This is a genomic window from Sediminicoccus sp. KRV36, from assembly GCF_023243115.1.
Taxonomy (GTDB): Bacteria; Pseudomonadota; Alphaproteobacteria; order Acetobacterales; family Acetobacteraceae; genus Roseococcus.
The window spans coordinates 3,239,442-3,254,919 of the sequence record NZ_CP085081.1 but is presented as its reverse complement, the minus strand read 5'-3'; the positions used below and the strand labels follow the sequence as shown (position 1 = coordinate 3,254,919).

General features: G+C 66.5%; 14 protein-coding genes. 13 read left to right on the top strand and 1 reads right to left on the bottom strand.

The window, feature by feature from the left end; genetic code table 11:
- The first annotated feature begins 132 nt into the window (after positions 1–132).
- From LHU95_RS15410 to LHU95_RS15400, 3 genes are read left to right on the top strand one after another with little or no spacing between them, the layout of a single operon-like run.
- Positions 133–1,290, top strand: a complete 1,158-nt coding sequence (locus tag LHU95_RS15410; RefSeq protein ID WP_248707845.1) for an efflux RND transporter periplasmic adaptor subunit — start codon at positions 133–135, stop codon at positions 1,288–1,290.
- Positions 1,287–2,420 carry an ABC transporter permease gene (locus LHU95_RS15405; protein WP_248707844.1) on the top strand — a complete coding sequence of 378 codons (1,134 nt, stop codon included), beginning with the start codon at positions 1,287–1,289 and terminating at the stop codon, positions 2,418–2,420. Before LHU95_RS15410 ends, LHU95_RS15405 begins: the two co-directional genes overlap by 4 nt.
- 5 nt (positions 2,421–2,425) lie before the next feature.
- Positions 2,426–3,127, top strand: a complete 702-nt coding sequence (locus tag LHU95_RS15400; RefSeq protein WP_248707843.1) for an ABC transporter ATP-binding protein — start codon at positions 2,426–2,428, stop codon at positions 3,125–3,127.
- A gap of 168 nt (positions 3,128–3,295) precedes the next feature.
- Here LHU95_RS15400 and LHU95_RS15395 read toward each other — a convergent pair whose 3' ends face one another.
- Positions 3,296–4,333 (bottom strand): substrate-binding domain-containing protein, encoded by a 1,038-nt coding sequence (locus LHU95_RS15395; protein WP_248707842.1) that lies wholly within the window; start codon positions 4,331–4,333, stop codon positions 3,296–3,298.
- 159 nt (positions 4,334–4,492) lie between these two features.
- Between LHU95_RS15395 and LHU95_RS15390 the strand changes: the two genes are divergently transcribed.
- The 10 genes from LHU95_RS15390 to LHU95_RS15345 all read left to right on the top strand — a co-directional run bounded on the left by LHU95_RS15390 (position 4,493) and on the right by LHU95_RS15345 (position 15,469).
- A complete protein-coding gene (locus tag LHU95_RS15390; RefSeq protein WP_248707841.1) occupies positions 4,493–5,242 on the top strand; it encodes an ABC transporter permease in 750 nt (249 codons plus the stop codon).
- Entirely contained in the window at positions 5,242–6,051 is an 810-nt protein-coding gene (locus LHU95_RS15385; protein ID WP_248707840.1) for an ABC transporter permease, read from the top strand. The genes LHU95_RS15390 and LHU95_RS15385 overlap by 1 nt, the downstream gene beginning before the upstream one ends.
- A gap of 73 nt (positions 6,052–6,124) precedes the next feature.
- Positions 6,125–6,931 carry an ABC transporter ATP-binding protein gene (locus LHU95_RS15380; RefSeq protein ID WP_248707839.1) on the top strand — a complete coding sequence of 269 codons (807 nt, stop codon included), beginning with the start codon at positions 6,125–6,127 and terminating at the stop codon, positions 6,929–6,931.
- Between the two features lie 20 nt (positions 6,932–6,951).
- The gene (locus tag LHU95_RS15375) at positions 6,952–7,995 is read left to right on the top strand and encodes an ABC transporter substrate-binding protein (protein WP_248707838.1); all 1,044 of its coding nucleotides are present in this window, start codon (positions 6,952–6,954) and stop codon (positions 7,993–7,995) included.
- A 48-nt stretch (positions 7,996–8,043) separates the two neighbouring features.
- The gene (gene hisD, locus LHU95_RS15370; protein ID WP_248707837.1) at positions 8,044–9,357 is read left to right on the top strand and encodes a histidinol dehydrogenase; all 1,314 of its coding nucleotides are present in this window, start codon (positions 8,044–8,046) and stop codon (positions 9,355–9,357) included.
- Positions 9,357–10,553: an aminotransferase class I/II-fold pyridoxal phosphate-dependent enzyme gene (locus tag LHU95_RS15365; RefSeq protein WP_248707836.1), complete on the top strand. Its 1,197-nt coding sequence runs from the start codon at positions 9,357–9,359 to the stop codon at positions 10,551–10,553. Before hisD ends, LHU95_RS15365 begins: the two co-directional genes overlap by 1 nt.
- Positions 10,554–10,555: 2 nt before the next feature.
- A complete protein-coding gene (locus tag LHU95_RS15360; protein ID WP_248711571.1) occupies positions 10,556–12,151 on the top strand; it encodes an amidohydrolase family protein in 1,596 nt (531 codons plus the stop codon).
- 5 nt (positions 12,152–12,156) lie between these two features.
- The gene (locus tag LHU95_RS15355; RefSeq protein ID WP_248707835.1) at positions 12,157–13,740 is read left to right on the top strand and encodes an ABC transporter substrate-binding protein; all 1,584 of its coding nucleotides are present in this window, start codon (positions 12,157–12,159) and stop codon (positions 13,738–13,740) included.
- Complete coding sequence (locus LHU95_RS15350) at positions 13,737–14,483, top strand: SDR family oxidoreductase (protein WP_248707834.1); 747 nt, start codon at positions 13,737–13,739, stop codon at positions 14,481–14,483. Before LHU95_RS15355 ends, LHU95_RS15350 begins: the two co-directional genes overlap by 4 nt.
- A complete protein-coding gene (locus tag LHU95_RS15345; RefSeq protein ID WP_248707833.1) occupies positions 14,480–15,469 on the top strand; it encodes an alcohol dehydrogenase catalytic domain-containing protein in 990 nt (329 codons plus the stop codon). The genes LHU95_RS15350 and LHU95_RS15345 overlap by 4 nt, the downstream gene beginning before the upstream one ends.
- The last annotated feature ends 9 nt before the right edge of the window (positions 15,470–15,478 follow it).

The following is a 15,478-nucleotide window of genomic DNA, read 5'->3' as shown; positions in this document are numbered from 1 at the left end:
GCCATGGGCTTTCGTCTGGCTCCATGCCTTCCGGATGGGTTCCGCGCAGCGCCGCGACGCAAATTCCTTACGGAATTTCTGCATCCGGCCCGGTTGATCCACCGGGTCATCCGGTCTCGCTAGGAGATGGTCATGCGTCGCAGGCTCGTGCTGTTTCTTGCCCTTTCGCTGCTGCTGATCGGTGGGGGAGGGGGGGTATTATATCTCAGGAATCTGCGTCCGCTGGAGGTCGCCATAGCGCCCTTCCGTGAGGATGTGGCGGTGACGGTGTTTGGCCTGGGTGCGATCGAGGCGCAGGTGCTCTCACGCGTGGGCTTCGAGGTTCCCGGCACGCTGGTCGAACTCGCCGTGGATCATGGAGATCGCGTGGCTGCCGGCGCCGTGCTCGCGCGGCTCAACCCGATCAGCCAGCTGGCGCGCGTGGCGCGGGCAGAGGCAGCCGTATTGTCGGCGGAGGCGAATACGGCCAGGGCCATCGCGCAGCGCGATCGTGCCGAAGCGCAATTCGCCCAGAAACAGGCCACGGCGCGGCGGCGGCGGGATCTCGCCACCCGCGGTGTCGGCAGTCTGGAGGTCGCGGAGCTGGCCGATACCGAGGTCGAGCTGGCGCGGGGGGACCTGGCTGTGAACCGCGCTGATGCCATGGTGACCCGGAGTGCTCAGGCGGAAGCCCAGGCCAATCTGGCGACAGAGCGTGCAACACTGGAGAAGCACACGCTGCGCGCGCCCTTCGATGCCATGGTGATTGCGCGTTCCCGCGAGGCGGGCTCCGCTCTCAATCCTGGTGAGGCCGTGTTCACGCTGGTGGCGCCGGAGAGCATCTGGATGCAGGCCTTCGTGGATGAGGGCCGCGCCGGGGACCTGGCGGTCGGCCAAGGCGGCATGGTCACGCTGCGCAGCCGTCCGGGCCGCGCGGTTGCTGCGGAAATCGTTCGTATCGGCCTGGAGGCTGATCGTGTCACGGAGGAACGGCGCGTCTATCTGCGCTGCCGCTCCTGTCCGTCCATGCCGGTGGTGGGCGAACAGGCGGAGGTGGTGATCGAGACGGGGCGCCTGCCACGCGCCCGGATCATCCCCGAGCAAGCATTGCATGGCTTTGACGGGGCCGGCGGCCTCGTGTGGGTCATCGCGGATGGCAAGCTCGCGCGCCAGCATGTCCGCATCGCGGCGCGCCTCGTGGATGGGCGCGTGGCCATCACCGACGGGCTGCGGGAGGATGTTGCCCTTGTGGCCCAGCCGGGCACCCGCTTCGCGGTCGGCAGGGCGGCGCGGGCGGTGCTGGCGCCGTGAACCTCGCCCTGGCCGATATCCGGCATAAATTCGGGCGGTTCGTGCTGACCTGCCTGGGCCTGGGCCTCCTCATGGCGGTCGCACTCTCGATGGTGGGCATCTATCAGGGCGTTGTCTCGGAGGCGCTCGCTTTGTCACGCAGCCTGCGGGCCGATCTTTGGGTGGTGGAATCGGGAACGCGGGGCCCCTTTGCCGAGGCGTCGCGCATCCCGGGCGACGTGCGGGAGATGGTGGCGCGCCTGCCCGGCGTGGCCGCGGCCGGCGCGATCACCTTGCGCACCGCTGAGGCGCAGGCACCGCAGGGCATCATCCGCGTCCAGGTCATCGGCTATGAACCTGGCCGGCCAGGCGGGCCCTCTGTCATCGCGGCAGGGCGCGGCCTGGGTGCCGCCCGCTTCGAGATCGTGGCCGACGCCCGCGCTGGCCTGCCGCTTGGTGCCACACTGATGCTGGGACGCTATCGCTATCATGTGGTCGGCACGACGCGGGGCCTGGTCGCTTCCAGCGGGGATCCGCTGATCTTCATGCAGTTGCGTGACAGCCAGGATCTGCAATTCCGGCTGGCGCCAGCGGCGGCGCGGCGCGCCATCGCGGCCAGTTCCTTGGGCACCGGCACCGATACGGTCAACGCCATCATCGCCCGGCTGCACCCCGACGCCGATCCGGCCCTGGTGGCCGATACGGCGCGGCGCTGGAAGCATCTTGCCGCAATGACCGATGCTGAGCAATCCAATCTGCTGACACTCTCGGTGGTGAACCGCGCGCGTGTGCAATTGGGCATGTTTACCGTGGTGCTGTTGTTCGTCTCGGCCGTCATCATCGCGCTGATCATCTACACGATGACGATGGACAAGCTGCGGGAGATTGCGACGCTGAAGCTGATCGGCGCCCCGGACAGCACCATCATCGGCCTTGTGATGCAGCAGGCGCTGCTGCTCGGTGGCGTCGCCTATGTGGCTGCCGTGGCCATCGTCTTTTCAGCGCGGGACATGTTCCCGCGTGCCGTGGCCCTTGGCCCCACGGAGGTTGCGGTGATGGCGGGCGTGATCGCCATGATCTGCCTGCTGGGCAGCCTGGTCTCCATCCGCGCGGCACTCAGGATCGAGCCACAGCAGGCCCTGGGAGGCTGATGCGCATGAGCGGATCCCTCGTTCAGGTCGAGAAGCTGAGCAAGACCTTCGGTGACGGGCCCACAGCCGTGCGCGCCCTGGCGGATGTGGATTTGTCTGTGGGCGCGGGGGAGGTGGTCGGGTTGAAGGGGCCCTCGGGCAGCGGGAAATCCACTTTGCTCAACCTCATTGCCTGCATCCAGGAACCGACGGGCGGCCAGCTCTCCCTCGGTGGTGAGACGGTCTGGGAGGGGCGCTGGCGCGTCCCCGATCTACGGCGGCTGCGGCGCGAGCGCATCGGCTTCATCTTCCAATTCCACAACCTGCTCCCCTTCCTCAACGCGATCGACAATGTCGCGCTGGCGATGACGCTGGACGGCGTGGACCGCAGCATAGCGCGCGAGCGGGCGCGTGCGTTGCTGGATTATCTGCAGGTGGGCGCGCGCGCTACTGCCATGCCTGCGCGGCTCTCGGGCGGCGAGGCACAGCGCGTGGCCATCGCCCGCGCGCTCGTCAATCGGCCCCAGGTGATCCTGGCCGATGAGCCGACGGCGGCGCTCGATTCCGAACGCGCGCGGGTCGTGATGGACCTGCTCCGCCAGGTCGCCCGGGAGCAGCAGGCGGCGATCCTGGTGGTCACGCATGATGAGAAGATCTTCGATCGCTTCGACCGCATGGTAGCGTTGCGGGATGGCCGTATCGAGCAGGAGCAGCGAAGCGCGGCATAGCGAGAGTGCGGTTGAAAAGGAGGGAGAGGGCTCCTGCGAGGTCGGCCTTATCGGCCATGCATAGCTTCGACATGCGCGCTTGGTGATTGCGTGGACTCCTCAAGCAGAGTCGGTTGGCGCTTCAGCCTCCACGCCGCCACAAATGGCACTGGGCAGACGCGAGGAGCCTCACCGCCGATCGGGAGATATCTCGCGAAGTCCTGGCGCGGCCGATGAGTGGCGCACCACGAGTTCGACCGGCAGTTCGATGAGGCGTTCGCAGGCGTCTCCCCGCAAGCGAGCCAGCATCAGCCCTGCGGCAGCCTCGCCGATCCGGGCTGTTGGCACATGCACCGTGGTCAATGCGGGCGAGACATGGGCGGCCATTTCCAGATTATCGATCCCGACCACTGAAATCTCGCCGGGGACATTGATCTGGCGGGATTGCGCTTCGATCAGGCATCCCACGGCGAGTTGATCAATCCCGCAGACGATGGCCGTCGGTGGCTCGGCAAGGGCGAGCAGGGCAGCGCAGCCGGCGCGCCCTCCCGCGAGGGAAAACCCTTCTTCAATCACGCGCCAATCCGGCAGGTCCAGCCCATGCGCCGCCAGCGCGCTCCGCACCCCCTCCACCCGCGCGAACTGACGGTCATTGTGCCGCAGCGCGCCGCAGACGACGCCCAGCCGCCGATGGCCGAGGCCGATGAGATGTTCGGCGGCAATGCGGCCGGCGGCATGGTTGTCCACCACAACCGCATCGAAGCGCGCATCGTCGCACCAGGTGAGGATGACGGGCACGCCGGCGCCTTCCAGCGCCTCCCAGGCGTCGGCGGAGCGCTGTGCGCCGACCAGGATCACCCCATCCACGCCCCGTGCCAGCAGGCCGCGCAGCACGGCCAGCTCCGTCTCTGGCTGGTAGTCGGAAGAGGCGACGAGGAGATGATGTCCGGCCTCAGTCAGCACGGTCTGCATCGCCTGCAACGCACGCGCGAAGATTGGATTGTCCAGGGTTGGCACGATGGCCGCGATGCCATTGCCCGGGATGCCGCGCGCTGCATCGAGGGCATGGGGCCCGCCAAGGCGCAGCGCGGCTGAACGCACGCGGGCGCGGGTCTCGGGGCTGACGATTTCAGGCTGCGCCAGGCTGCGGGACGCGGTGGCGAGGGAGACGCCAGCGGCGGCGGCGATATCCACGAGCCGGGGGCGGGTGCGCGATCTCATCGGCATGATCTAACGCTCAATGAAAAAATTTTCAAGACCGTAGCCGTGCTGTACATCAATTTTCGTTTGACTCTGCGAAACAGCGATGAAAGCATCCTGAAAAGAATGGGAGGGACGTAGATGGCAGTGATGTCGCCCCCAGGGCGAATTTCCCGCGCATTCCTTGTGGGTGCCGCCACGATTGCCAGTGTCCTGGCCTTGTGGTGGGTTGCGACCACCGGGTTGCGTTTGCTCAACCCCCTCCGCCTGCCGGCCCCCAGCGAGGTTTGGGTCGCGTTTCAGCAAATCCTCGATCGCGGCTATGCCGGCGCGACCCTTTGGCAGCATGCGGCACATAGCCTTGGCCTGGTCGCTCGCGGTTTTGCAGTGGCTGTCATCACTGGTGTTCCGCTCGGGCTGCTGATGGGCTGGAGCCGCCGCGCTGAGGCACTGATCAACCCGATATTCCTTCTTCTCCGCCCCATCCCGGCCCTGGCGTGGATTCCACTCGCCATCGTCTGGTTCGGTCTGGGTGATACCGGCAAGGTCTTCGTCATCTGGCTGACCGCCTTCGTGCCCGCTGTGATCAATGCCTTTGCGGGCGTGCGCAATGTGGACCCGGTGCTGATCGCAGCCGCGCGAACACAGGGCGCTTCCACGGCACAGGTCATCCGGCACGTGGTCATCCCCGGCGCGATGCCGATGATCTTCACCGGATTGCGGCTTTCGCTCCAGGCATCATGGACGACGCTGGTCGCCGCTGAGCTGGTTGGCGCGTTCTTCGGCCTGGGCCGGGTACTGAACATCGCGGGGCAGGACATCTACCCCGGCATGATCCTGGTGGGCATGGCCGCAGTCGCTGTGTGTGGGGCCGCTACCACCTGGCTCCTGAGCCTGCTGGAACGGCGCGTCCTCAATTGGCGGCAGGCCATCTGATGGCCAATCGCAATTTCCTTGGCCCCTCCGGGACCATCCTCGGCCTGGGCGAATTCTGGCTGCTGACCATCGCGGGCTTCGCCCTGTTCTTTGGCGCCTGGACATTGGTGGCCTGGTCCGGACTCCTGCCAGCCAATCTGCTCCCGACCCCGCGCGTGGTATGGGAGACGCTGGTGCGGCTCTGGACCCAGCCCTTCGCGGGGCACGTCTACGCCGACCACCTCACCGCCAGCATCGGTCGCTTCCTGATGGGCTGGGCGATTGCGGTTGCGATCGGCGTTCCGCTCGGCCTTCTGATGGGTTGGTATCGCATCCTGGATGAAATCATCACGCCACTCTTCGACAGCATCCGCTTTGTCGCGCCTCTTGCCTGGGTTCCGCTGGCTGCCTTGTGGTTCGGCACAGGGATTGGCGGGCCGTTGCTGATCATCTTCGTTGGCTCCTTCGCCCCCTGCCTGATCAGTTCCTATCGCGGCGCGCGCCTCGTCGAGCCGCGCCTGGTCGAGGCCGCGCAGACCATGGGAGCGAGTGGCCGCCAGATCATTCAACATGTGCTTGTGCCCGGCGCGATGCCCTCGATCATCTCGGGGTTGAGGGTCTCGGCGGGGCTGGGTTGGCAATCGCTGGTTGGCTCGGAACTCATCGTGGTGGGCGCTGGCCTCGGCTATCTGATGGTCCAGGGGCAGGGGAACCTCGCCACCAACATCGTCATCGCCGGGATGATCGGCATTGGTGTGGTGGGCTTCGCGATAGATGTGGCGCTGCGCGGCGTCGAGACCTGGTTCAAGCGGCGCTGGGGGCAGGCATGAGCGCGCCCGATGATCGCAGCGCGGCTTCGCGCGGAGAGCTGAATCATTCGCGCCAGGAAGGAATACGCGCAGCATGAGTGAGATCGTTTTCCGCGGCGTTACCAAAAGCTTCGCGCTGGCCAAGGGGGGCAACTTCCTTGCCATAGACACCACCGATCTACGCATCGAGGAAAGAGAGTTTGTCGCGATTGTCGGCCCCTCAGGCTGTGGCAAGACAACGCTTATGCGCATGGCGGCAGGCCTCGAATTTCCGAGCAGCGGGAGCGTCGAAGTGGGCGGCAAGGCCGTGCGAGGCCCAGGGCCGGAGCGCGCCGTCGTGTTTCAGCAATTCGCGCTGATGCCCTGGAAAACCGTGCGTGAGAACATTGGCTTCGGCCTGATGTGCAAGGGCACGCCGCGCGCGGAAGCGGATGCCGCCATCGCGCATTATGTGGAGTTGATGGGCCTTTCCGGCCATGAGGACAGCTTTCCGCATCAGCTTTCCGGCGGCATGCAGCAGCGCGTCGCAATCGCGCGCGCCTATGTGATGAATCCCAACGCCCTCCTGATGGACGAGCCCTTCGGTGCATTGGATGCGCAAACGCGCATCGTCATGCAGGAGGAACTGGTGCGCCTTGCGCGGCGCAACCCGCGCACCGTTCTCTTCATCACTCATTCCGTAGAGGAGGCCGTCTATCTGGCCGACCGCGTCGTGGTGATGGGCCGCAAGCCCGGTCGCATCATCGAGACCATTGATATCCGCGCGCTGCGTGAGAGCGAGGCCTGGGAAAGCCAGCCCATCGAGGAGGTGATGGACCTGCCCTCCTTCACGCATATGCGCAGCCGCATCTGGAAATTGCTGAAGGCGCGCGAACAGAACGCCGCCCCGGCTGAACATTGAACATCAGGAGGAGACGCTACATGTTTCGCAGGACGCTCTCGGGCAGCATCATCGCAGCGGCGATGGCATTGGCGGCACCCGCCCTCGCGCAGGCGCCGCAGCGCATCAACATCTCGATGCAGCCGGCCTTGTATTCAATGTTCCCGCTGCATCTTGCCACCGAGCAGGGCTGGTGGCGCCAGGCCGGGTTGGAGCCAAGCTTCTCCTCCTTCCCGGCCGGTCCGCCGCAGATCGCAGCGGCCGCGGCGGGAACCTGGGATGTGGGTGTGACGGGCTCGGCACCTGGCGTGCTGGGAGCCGCGCGCTTCAACATCCGCACCATCGGCATTTCCAACGATGAGAGTGTGACAAACGTGCTGATGGCCCGCGCGTCGGAAGTGGCCGCCATCCGCGCGAACCCGGCCAGCCTGCGCGGCCAGCGCTTCCTCATTACCGTCAATACGACGGTGGACTACGTTCTGCAGAACTGCCTGCGCATGTGGAATATCGCGCGGAATGATGTGCAGGTGGTGAACCTCGCCCAGGCGCAGATCCTCTCGGCCTTCTCCACCGGCGAGGGGCGCGTGGCCGGCCTCTGGGCGCCGAATGTCTATACGGCAGAGGAGCGGATGAACGCCGTGCCGCTGTGCAGCGGTGCGGATGCCGGCGCGATCGTGCCCTCCAACGTGATCGTGCGCGAGGAATACATGCGTCAGAACCCTGATGCGACGGCGCGCTTCCTAGCGGTGTTCCTGCGCGGAATCGCATGGACGAAGGCCAATCACGACGCGGCGGTGCAGTCCATGCAGCGCTTCTATACGGCTGGCGGCGTCAACGTCTCCGAGGCTGCGCTGCGTTCCGAAATTGCCCGCCGCCCGACCTTCACGCTGGAGGAGCAGTTGCGCCTGATGGATCGTTCGGCTGGGCCTTCGCAGGCCGATCGTTGGTATCAGGGCCTGGGCGAATTCCTGCAGCAGGTCGGCACGGTGCCCACTGCGCCGCCGGTTGCTTCCTATATCACCGATGATGTGTTGAAGCGCATCGCAGCCAATCCGCAGCTTCGCGCCTTCGCGATGAATCAATAGGCCTTCGCGGTGCGGGCCATGGCCCGCACCCCTCTCAGGACACGCAGCATGACCATCACTTACCTCAAGCGGGCGAGCCGCACGCCGGATGATACCACCTCGGAGGCGCGCGGCGTGGTGGAGGCCATGTTGGCCGACATCGCAGCGGGCGGAGAGGGGGCGGTGCGCGCCCATGCGGCCCGCCTTGATGGCTGGCATGGGGAGATCATCGTGACCGGCGAGGAGATTGACAGGCGCCTCGCTGATCTGCCCGCCGGCATTCGCGCCGATATTGATTTCGCGGTGGATCGTGTGCGGCGCTTTGCCTTGGCGCAGCGCGCCAGCATTCAGGATTTTGCCGTTGAGCTATCGCCTGGCGTGACGGTGGGGCAGCGCCTGGTGCCAATGCAGGTGGCGGGATGCTATGTTCCGGCCGGGCGCTACGCGCATATCGCCTCGGCCTATATGTCGGTGGCGACGGCCAAGGCGGCGGGCGTGCCCACCGTGATCGCCTGCTCCGGCCCGCGTGGGAGTGAGGGCGTGCATCCCCTCGTGCTCTATGCCTTGCGCGCAGCGGGCGCCGATATCGTCATGACGCTGGGCGGTGTGCAGGCGATTGCCGCGATGGCGCATGGCCTTTTCACCGGAAAGCCGGCGGACATCGTGGTTGGGCCGGGCAATAAATTCGTGGCCGAAGCCAAGCGGCAGCTCTACGGCAAGGTTGGCATAGATGTCTTCGCTGGCCCCTCGGAAGTGGCGGTGATCGCGGATGCATCGGCCGATGCTGAGATCGTTGCCGTGGATCTCGTGGCGCAGATGGAGCATGGCCATGAAAGCCCCGGCTGGCTGATTTCCACGGACCGTGCGCTGGCCGAGGAGGTGATGGCCCGCGTCCCCGCACTGATCGATGCCCTGCCGCCCACCGCGCGCGATGCAAGTGCCGCCGCGTGGCGTGATTTCGGTGAGGTGGTGCTGTGCGATACGCGGGAGGAGGCCGTCACCATCTCGGACGCCTATTGCTGCGAGCACCTGCAGATCCAGACGCTGGAGCCGGAGTGGTGGCTGGAAAACCTCAGCAACTACGGCTCGCTGTTCATCGGCCAGGAGACGACAGTGGCCTATGGCGACAAGGCGAGTGGCCCCAACCACATCCTGCCAACCAAGGCGGCGGGGCGATATTCGGCAGGGCTTTCCGTGCATAAATTCCTTAAGCCGCTTTCGTGGCAAAAGATGACGCGCGAGGGTTCGCGTGATGTCGCACTCGCCACGGCACGCATCTCGCGCGCCGAGGGGATGGAGGCGCATGCGCGCTCGGCTGATATTCGCCTCGCGCGGTATTTCCCCGGGGTGAATTTCGACCTGGGTGAGCCGGTAAAAAGCTGATGCTGCGCCTCGAACGCGACCTTTCCGCGCCGCCTGCGATTCCTGAGGCCGGGATTGCGGCGGTCGAAACAGTGCTGCGATCGGGCTGGCTGCACCGCTATGGCGAGACGATGGGCGACGCTTCCGAGGCGTCGCTTCTGGAGGCCGAATTCGCCTCGATGCTGGGCAGCCGCTACGTCGTGGCAGTGAATTCGTGCGGGAGCGCGATGTTCCTGGCGCTGCTCTGCACGGGAATAAAGCCGGGCGACCGCGTGCTGATGAACGCTTTCACGCTGGCGCCGGTCCCTGGCGCCGTGGCGCATGCGGGGGCCGAGCACGTACTCGTGGAAGTCACGCCCGATCTGGTGACTGACCTCGATGACCTGGCGGGCAAGGCCGAGGCTTCAGGGGCGCGCCATCTGCTGCTTTCGCATATGCGCGGGCACATCGCTGATATGGGCAAGCTGATGCGCCTCTGCGACCGCCTTGGCATCACCGTTATCGAGGATTGTGCGCATACGATGGGGGCCAGCTGGGCGGGGCGCCCGACGGGCCGCTTTGGCCGGGTCGGCTGTTTCAGCTTGCAAGCCTATAAGCACGTCAATGCCGGAGAGGGCGGGTTGCTCGCCACGGATGATCCGGATGTGGCGGCACGCGCCGTCCTCTACTCGGGCAGCTACATGCTCTACGGCCAGCATCGCGTGCGGCCGGACGAAGCGACCTTTGAGCGCTGGCGGGATGTCACCCCGAACTACTCGCTGCGCATGTCAAATCTCGTCGCTGCAGCTGCGCGGCCGCAGCTGCCCCTGCTGGCCGAGCGCGCGCGTATCTGGAATGACCGGTATGGCCGCCTCGCGGTTGCGCTCTCAGCCCTTCCAGGCCTTCGCCTGCCGCAGCGCCCGCAGGAGGAGGAGTTCGTTCAATCCTCGATCCAATTCGCTGTCAGCGGGATGCGCGATGCACAATTCTCCGCCTTTCTGGAGCGCTGCCGCGCGCGCGGTGTGTATCTCAAATGGTTCGGCGCGAAGCAGGCGGCAGGTTATACCAGCGTGTCCGCGCAATGGGGTTTTCTGCGGGATCCTTACACGCCGCCAGCAACGGCCGAAGTGCTCGAGCGACTATGCGACATGCGCATCCCCCTGACACTCACCGAAGCGGAATGCGGGACCATCGCTGCGATCATTGGCGAAGAACTCGCCCGGAGGAGTGAGGCTTGAGCATGTTCGATCTGCTGATCAAGGGCGGCGAGATCCTGGACGGCACCGGCGCTCCTGCCTATCGCGCCGATCTTGGCGTGAAGAATGGTCGCATTGCCGCGATCGGCCTGGAGCTGGGGGAGGCGGCCGAGACGTTGGACGCCACGAGCTGCATCGTCGCGCCCGGCTTCATTGATATCCACACGCATAGCGACTTCGTGCTGCTGGTGGATGGCCGCGCGGATAGCCAAGTCTGCCAGGGAGTGACGCTGGAGGTGATTGGCCAATGCGGCTTCTCCTGCGCGCCCTTCACGGGCGACATGGCACCCAGCCAGCTCATTGGCTTTCACGATGCGGGCGTGGAGGTGAACTGGCGCAGCTTCGGGGATTATCTGGACCGGCTGGACGCCCAGGCGCTTGGCGTGAACGTCGCTGCGATGGTGGGGCATGGCGCGATCCGTCAGGCGATCAAATGCGACGCCGTCACTCCCACCACGCCCGAGGAGTTGCGCGCCATGGTATGGCTGGCCGACCAGGCCTTTGAAGCCGGCGCCATAGGGTTTTCCACCGGGCTCGAATATTTCCCCGGCAACATCGCGCCCATGGAGGAGATGGTGGAGCTTTGCTCCGCCTGTGCGCGCCACGGCCGGCTTTATGCGACGCATGTCCGCAACCGTGATGTCCATTATGACCTTGGCTTTACCGAGGCGGTTGCCACGGCGCGGCAATCGGGCGCCCGCCTGCAGATTTCGCATATCCAGCCCAAATATGGCGCGCCGAAGCGCGCCATGGCGCACACGCTGGAATTGCTGGACCGCGCCAAGCGTGAGGATGTAGACGTCGCCTTCGACATCATCCCGCATGACTGGAACCACACCTCCGTCGTGTCCTCACTGCCGGCCTGGGCGCGGGAGGGCGGGCCGCTTGGCTTGCTGGCGCGCCTGGCTGATCCTGGCCTGCGTGAAGCGATGAAGCATAACCCCCGCCCGATGTGGCGCCTCGTGGCCGAACGCCGCTTTGACGACGTCCTGCTGCTGCGCTCCGAGGCGCATCCCGAGCTGGTCGGCATGTCGTTCAGCGAGATCGGCCGTCGTCGTAATGCGGAGCCCATGGATGCGGCGCTTGATCTTCTGCAGGCCGAGGGCGAGGCGCTGAACAATGTGATGTGGACGTCACGCGGGTTTGATGACGCCGATGTCCGGCTCTGCCTGGAACAGGCGGAATGCGCCGTGATGTCGGACACCAAGGCCCTGACGCCAGGCGGACCACTTGGCGAGACGATCGGCTCTCTCAGCGGCTATGGATGGGTTGCGCGGCTGCTCGGCCATTATGTGCGCGATGAGGGCGTGCTGAGCCTCGCGGAGGCGGTGCGCCGGATCACATCTCTGCCTGCCGCCCGGCTTGGCCTGTCGGATCGCGGCCGGCTGCATGGCGGGGCGATTGCCGATATTGTCGTCTTCGATCCGCGGCGCGTGCGTGACGTCAGCAGCGTGCGGGAGCCACGCCGCCACCCCGAAGGCTTCGAGCATGTCCTGCTGGGCGGGGTCTGTACCCTGCGCGATGGCCAGCGCACCAAGGCCAGTCCCGGCCGTGTCATTCGCGCTACCAGTGGAAGGTGAAGGCCATGCCACAATCAACCCGCCGTACCGTGTTCGCCGCCGGTGCCGCCATGGCGCTGCCCGCCAGGGCGCAGGGGCCGGCCGGAACGGGACTGACCATCGCCGTGGGTGCGCCGGTCACGTCCATGGATCCGCATTTCTTCAATGCATCCTTCAACAGCGCCATCGCATCGCATGTCTTTGACCGACTAACTGAACGCACGGCTGATGCCCGGTTGGTTCCGGGCCTTGCCGAAAGCTGGCGTCTGGTGTCCGACACGGTGTGGGAGTTCCGCCTGCGGGCGGGCGTGCTGTGGCATGATGGCAGGCCGTTCACGGCGGATGATGTGGCCTTCACCATCGAACGCGCGCCCAACGTGCCCAATAGTCCGGGCGGCTTCGGTGTTTACCTGCGCGCCATCACGCGCGTGGAGATCCTGGACCCGCTGACCATCAGGCTGCATTCCGCGCGGCCGCATCCCTCCATGCCGAGCGATCTGGGCTTTATCCCCATCATCGCCAGGCACGCGGCGAGTGGCGCGGCGACGGAGGATTTCAATGCTGGCCGCGCCACGATCGGCACGGGTCCCTATCGCTTCGTCGCGTTCCGCGCGGGAGATCGCATCGAACTCATCCGCAACGACGCCTATTGGCGTGGGCCGCAGCCCTGGGCGCGCGTCAGCTATCGCATGATTACCAATGACAGTGCGCGCCTGGCCGCCGTCCTGGCGGGCGATGTGGATGTGATTGATCAGGTCCCCTCGGCGGATCTGGCGCGGTTGCGGCGGGAGCCGCGCGTGGCCATCGCGCAGGTGCCAAGCCTTCGGCTGATTTTTCTTGCACCCGACTTCTCGCGGCTCGAGAACCCGGTCTTCCTGACCGATCAGGAGGGTCGCCCGCTGCCCACCAACCCCCTGCGGGACCAGCGTGTGCGCCGTGCCCTCTCGATCGCGATAGACCGCGAAGCATTGGCAGCCCGCGTCATGGAGGGCACGGCGCTTCCGGCAGGCCAATGGCTGCCGCCCGGGATATTTTCGCATCATCCGGCCATTGGACCGCCAGCTTATGATCCGGAGGGCGCCCGCCGCCTGCTGGCCGAGGCTGGCTTCCCGGCGGGCTTCCGCCTTTCGCTGCACACGCCCAATGACCGCTATCCCAATGACAGCCGGACCTGCCAGGCGGTCGCGCAGATGTGGACGCGCGTCGGGGTGCGAACGGAGGTTGTGGCCCTGCCATGGGCCGCATACCCCGCGCGCGCCGCACGGCAGGAATTCGCCATGCATCTGATCGGCTGGGGTTCCTCGGCGGCTGATTCCTTTGGCGCGCTGATGAATGTCGTCGGCACATTTGACCGGGAACGTCGCCTGGGCGCGGTCAATCATCATCGCTACTCGAACCCCGCAATGGATACGCTGGTCGAGCGCGCCCTCGTCACCACGGATGACGCCGCGCGTGAGGCCTTGCTGCGCGATGCCGTGCGGATGGCGGCGGAGGATGTGTGCGTGATTCCGATCTACAACCTCATCAATGTCTGGGCCACGCGGCCCGGCCTGCGGCTGGAAGCGCGAATGGATGAGCGCACCCTGGCGATGGGAGTGCGTCCCGCATGAACCGCCTCGCGCCGCTGTTCTCCCTGGAGGGGCGCACGGCCTTTGTCACCGGCGGAAATTCGGGCATTGGGCTGGCCATCGCCCGCGCGCTGGGACTGGCCGGCGCGCGACTCGTCCTGTCGGCGCGGCGCGGTGCCGAACTGGACCGCGCGGTGGATGAACTTGCGGCCGAGGGCATCAACGCGGAGGCGCTGCCGCTCGATCTGACAAGCTCCGATTTCGGCGCGGTCACGGACTCGCCCGATATCCTGGTGAATGCGGCCGGGGTGAATCTGCGCCAGCCCTTCGCCGAGGTGACGGCCGAAGCTTTTGATGTGCATATGGCGCTGCATCTGCGCGCGCCCTTCCTGCTGACGCAACGCTTCGCTCCGGCCATGGCGGCGCGGGGCTGGGGGCGCATCCTGAATATCGGATCGCTGCAATCCTTCCGCGCTTTTCCCGATAGCGCGCCGTATGGCGCGGCCAAGGGGGGCGTTGCGCAGCTCACCCGAGCCATCGCCGAGGCATGGTCACGTCAGGGCATCACCTGCAATGCGCTTGCCCCCGGATTTTTCCCGACGGCGCTGACCGCCCCCGTCTTCGCCGATGCGTCCCGCGCGGCGGCCCTGGCGGAACGCACCTGCGTCGGCCGCAATGGGCGGCTCGAGGATCTGCACGGCGCGGCCGTGTTCCTGTGTTCGGACGCCGCGGCCTATGTGACCGGGCAGATCCTGGCCGTGGATGGAGGATTTCTCGCCAAATGAAAGCGCTCGTGCAAACCGCGCCCAATATCCTGGTCTATCGGGATGAGCCTGAGCCGGGACCGTGCGCGGGCGAGGCGCTGATCCGCGTCGAGGCGGTAGGCATCTGCGGTTCCGACATGCACGCCATCCATGGCCACGACGCGCGCCGGCCCACGCCGATCATCCTGGGCCATGAGGCTGCGGGGCACGTGCTGGATGGCCCGCTGGCCGGGCAGCGTGTCGCGGTGAATCCGCTTTGGGTGCCGATGGATTGCCCCTTTGCGCAACAGGGCCGGCCACATCTCTCGCCGCGTCGGGAAATTCTCTCGATGCCGCCGCGGCCGGGGGCTTTCGCCGAATGGGTGCGCGCGCCGCTCGAGAATCTGGTCGTCATCCCAGAGGCCATGCCGGCACAGGAGGCCGCCCTCGCTGAGCCCATCGCTGTTGCCTACCACGCCGTGCATCACGGGGCGCGCCTGCTGGCGCGGCCGCTGCCGGGGCTGTGCTGCGTGGTGCTGGGCGGCGGCGCGATCGGGCTGGCCTCGGCATTGGTCTTGCGCCAGGCGGGCGCTGGCGAAGTCTGGCTGATCGAGCCAAATGCTGCGCGTCGGGAGACGGCGCTGCGGGCCGGCATCGCGCTGAGCCGTGCGCCGGAGGAGGGGCTGCCCGACGGCTCCGCCGATTTCGTGCTGGATGCTGTGGGCAGTGCCGCCACGCGCGCGGCCTCCTGCCGCCTCACGCGGGCTGGTGGCGTGATTGTGCATGCGGGACTGCTGCCGGGCGCCGAGGGCCTGGATGTGCGGCGGCTGACGCTGCAGGAGATCACCTTTACCGGCACCTATTGCTACACGCCGGAGGAATTCCGCACCGTGGTCGGGCTACTGGTCGGCGGGCGCTTCGGCGCGCTGGATTGGCTGGAAACACGGCCACTGGCGGAGGGCGCCGCCGCGATTGCCGATATTGATGCCGGGCGCGTCGCCGCCGCCAAGATCATCCTCATCCCATGATGCAACAGG

Bases quoted from the DNA above. Each gene is read 5' to 3' on its own strand.
- LHU95_RS15410 (WP_248707845.1), top strand. From the start codon at position 133: ATGCGTCGCAGGCTCGTGCTGTTTCTTGCCCTTTCGCTGCTGCTGATC.
- LHU95_RS15400 (WP_248707843.1), top strand. From the start codon at position 2,426: ATGAGCGGATCCCTCGTTCAGGTCGAGAAGCTGAGCAAGACCTTCGGT.
- LHU95_RS15395 (WP_248707842.1), bottom strand. From the start codon at position 4,333: ATGCCGATGAGATCGCGCACCCGCCCCCGGCTCGTGGATATCGCCGCC.
- LHU95_RS15385 (WP_248707840.1), top strand. From the start codon at position 5,242: ATGGCCAATCGCAATTTCCTTGGCCCCTCCGGGACCATCCTCGGCCTG.
- LHU95_RS15380 (WP_248707839.1), top strand. From the start codon at position 6,125: ATGAGTGAGATCGTTTTCCGCGGCGTTACCAAAAGCTTCGCGCTGGCC.
- LHU95_RS15375 (WP_248707838.1), top strand. From the start codon at position 6,952: ATGTTTCGCAGGACGCTCTCGGGCAGCATCATCGCAGCGGCGATGGCA.
- hisD (WP_248707837.1), top strand. From the start codon at position 8,044: ATGACCATCACTTACCTCAAGCGGGCGAGCCGCACGCCGGATGATACC.
- LHU95_RS15365 (WP_248707836.1), top strand. From the start codon at position 9,357: ATGCTGCGCCTCGAACGCGACCTTTCCGCGCCGCCTGCGATTCCTGAG.
- LHU95_RS15360 (WP_248711571.1), top strand. From the start codon at position 10,556: ATGTTCGATCTGCTGATCAAGGGCGGCGAGATCCTGGACGGCACCGGC.
- LHU95_RS15355 (WP_248707835.1), top strand. From the start codon at position 12,157: ATGCCACAATCAACCCGCCGTACCGTGTTCGCCGCCGGTGCCGCCATG.
- LHU95_RS15350 (WP_248707834.1), top strand. From the start codon at position 13,737: ATGAACCGCCTCGCGCCGCTGTTCTCCCTGGAGGGGCGCACGGCCTTT.
- LHU95_RS15345 (WP_248707833.1), top strand. From the start codon at position 14,480: ATGAAAGCGCTCGTGCAAACCGCGCCCAATATCCTGGTCTATCGGGAT.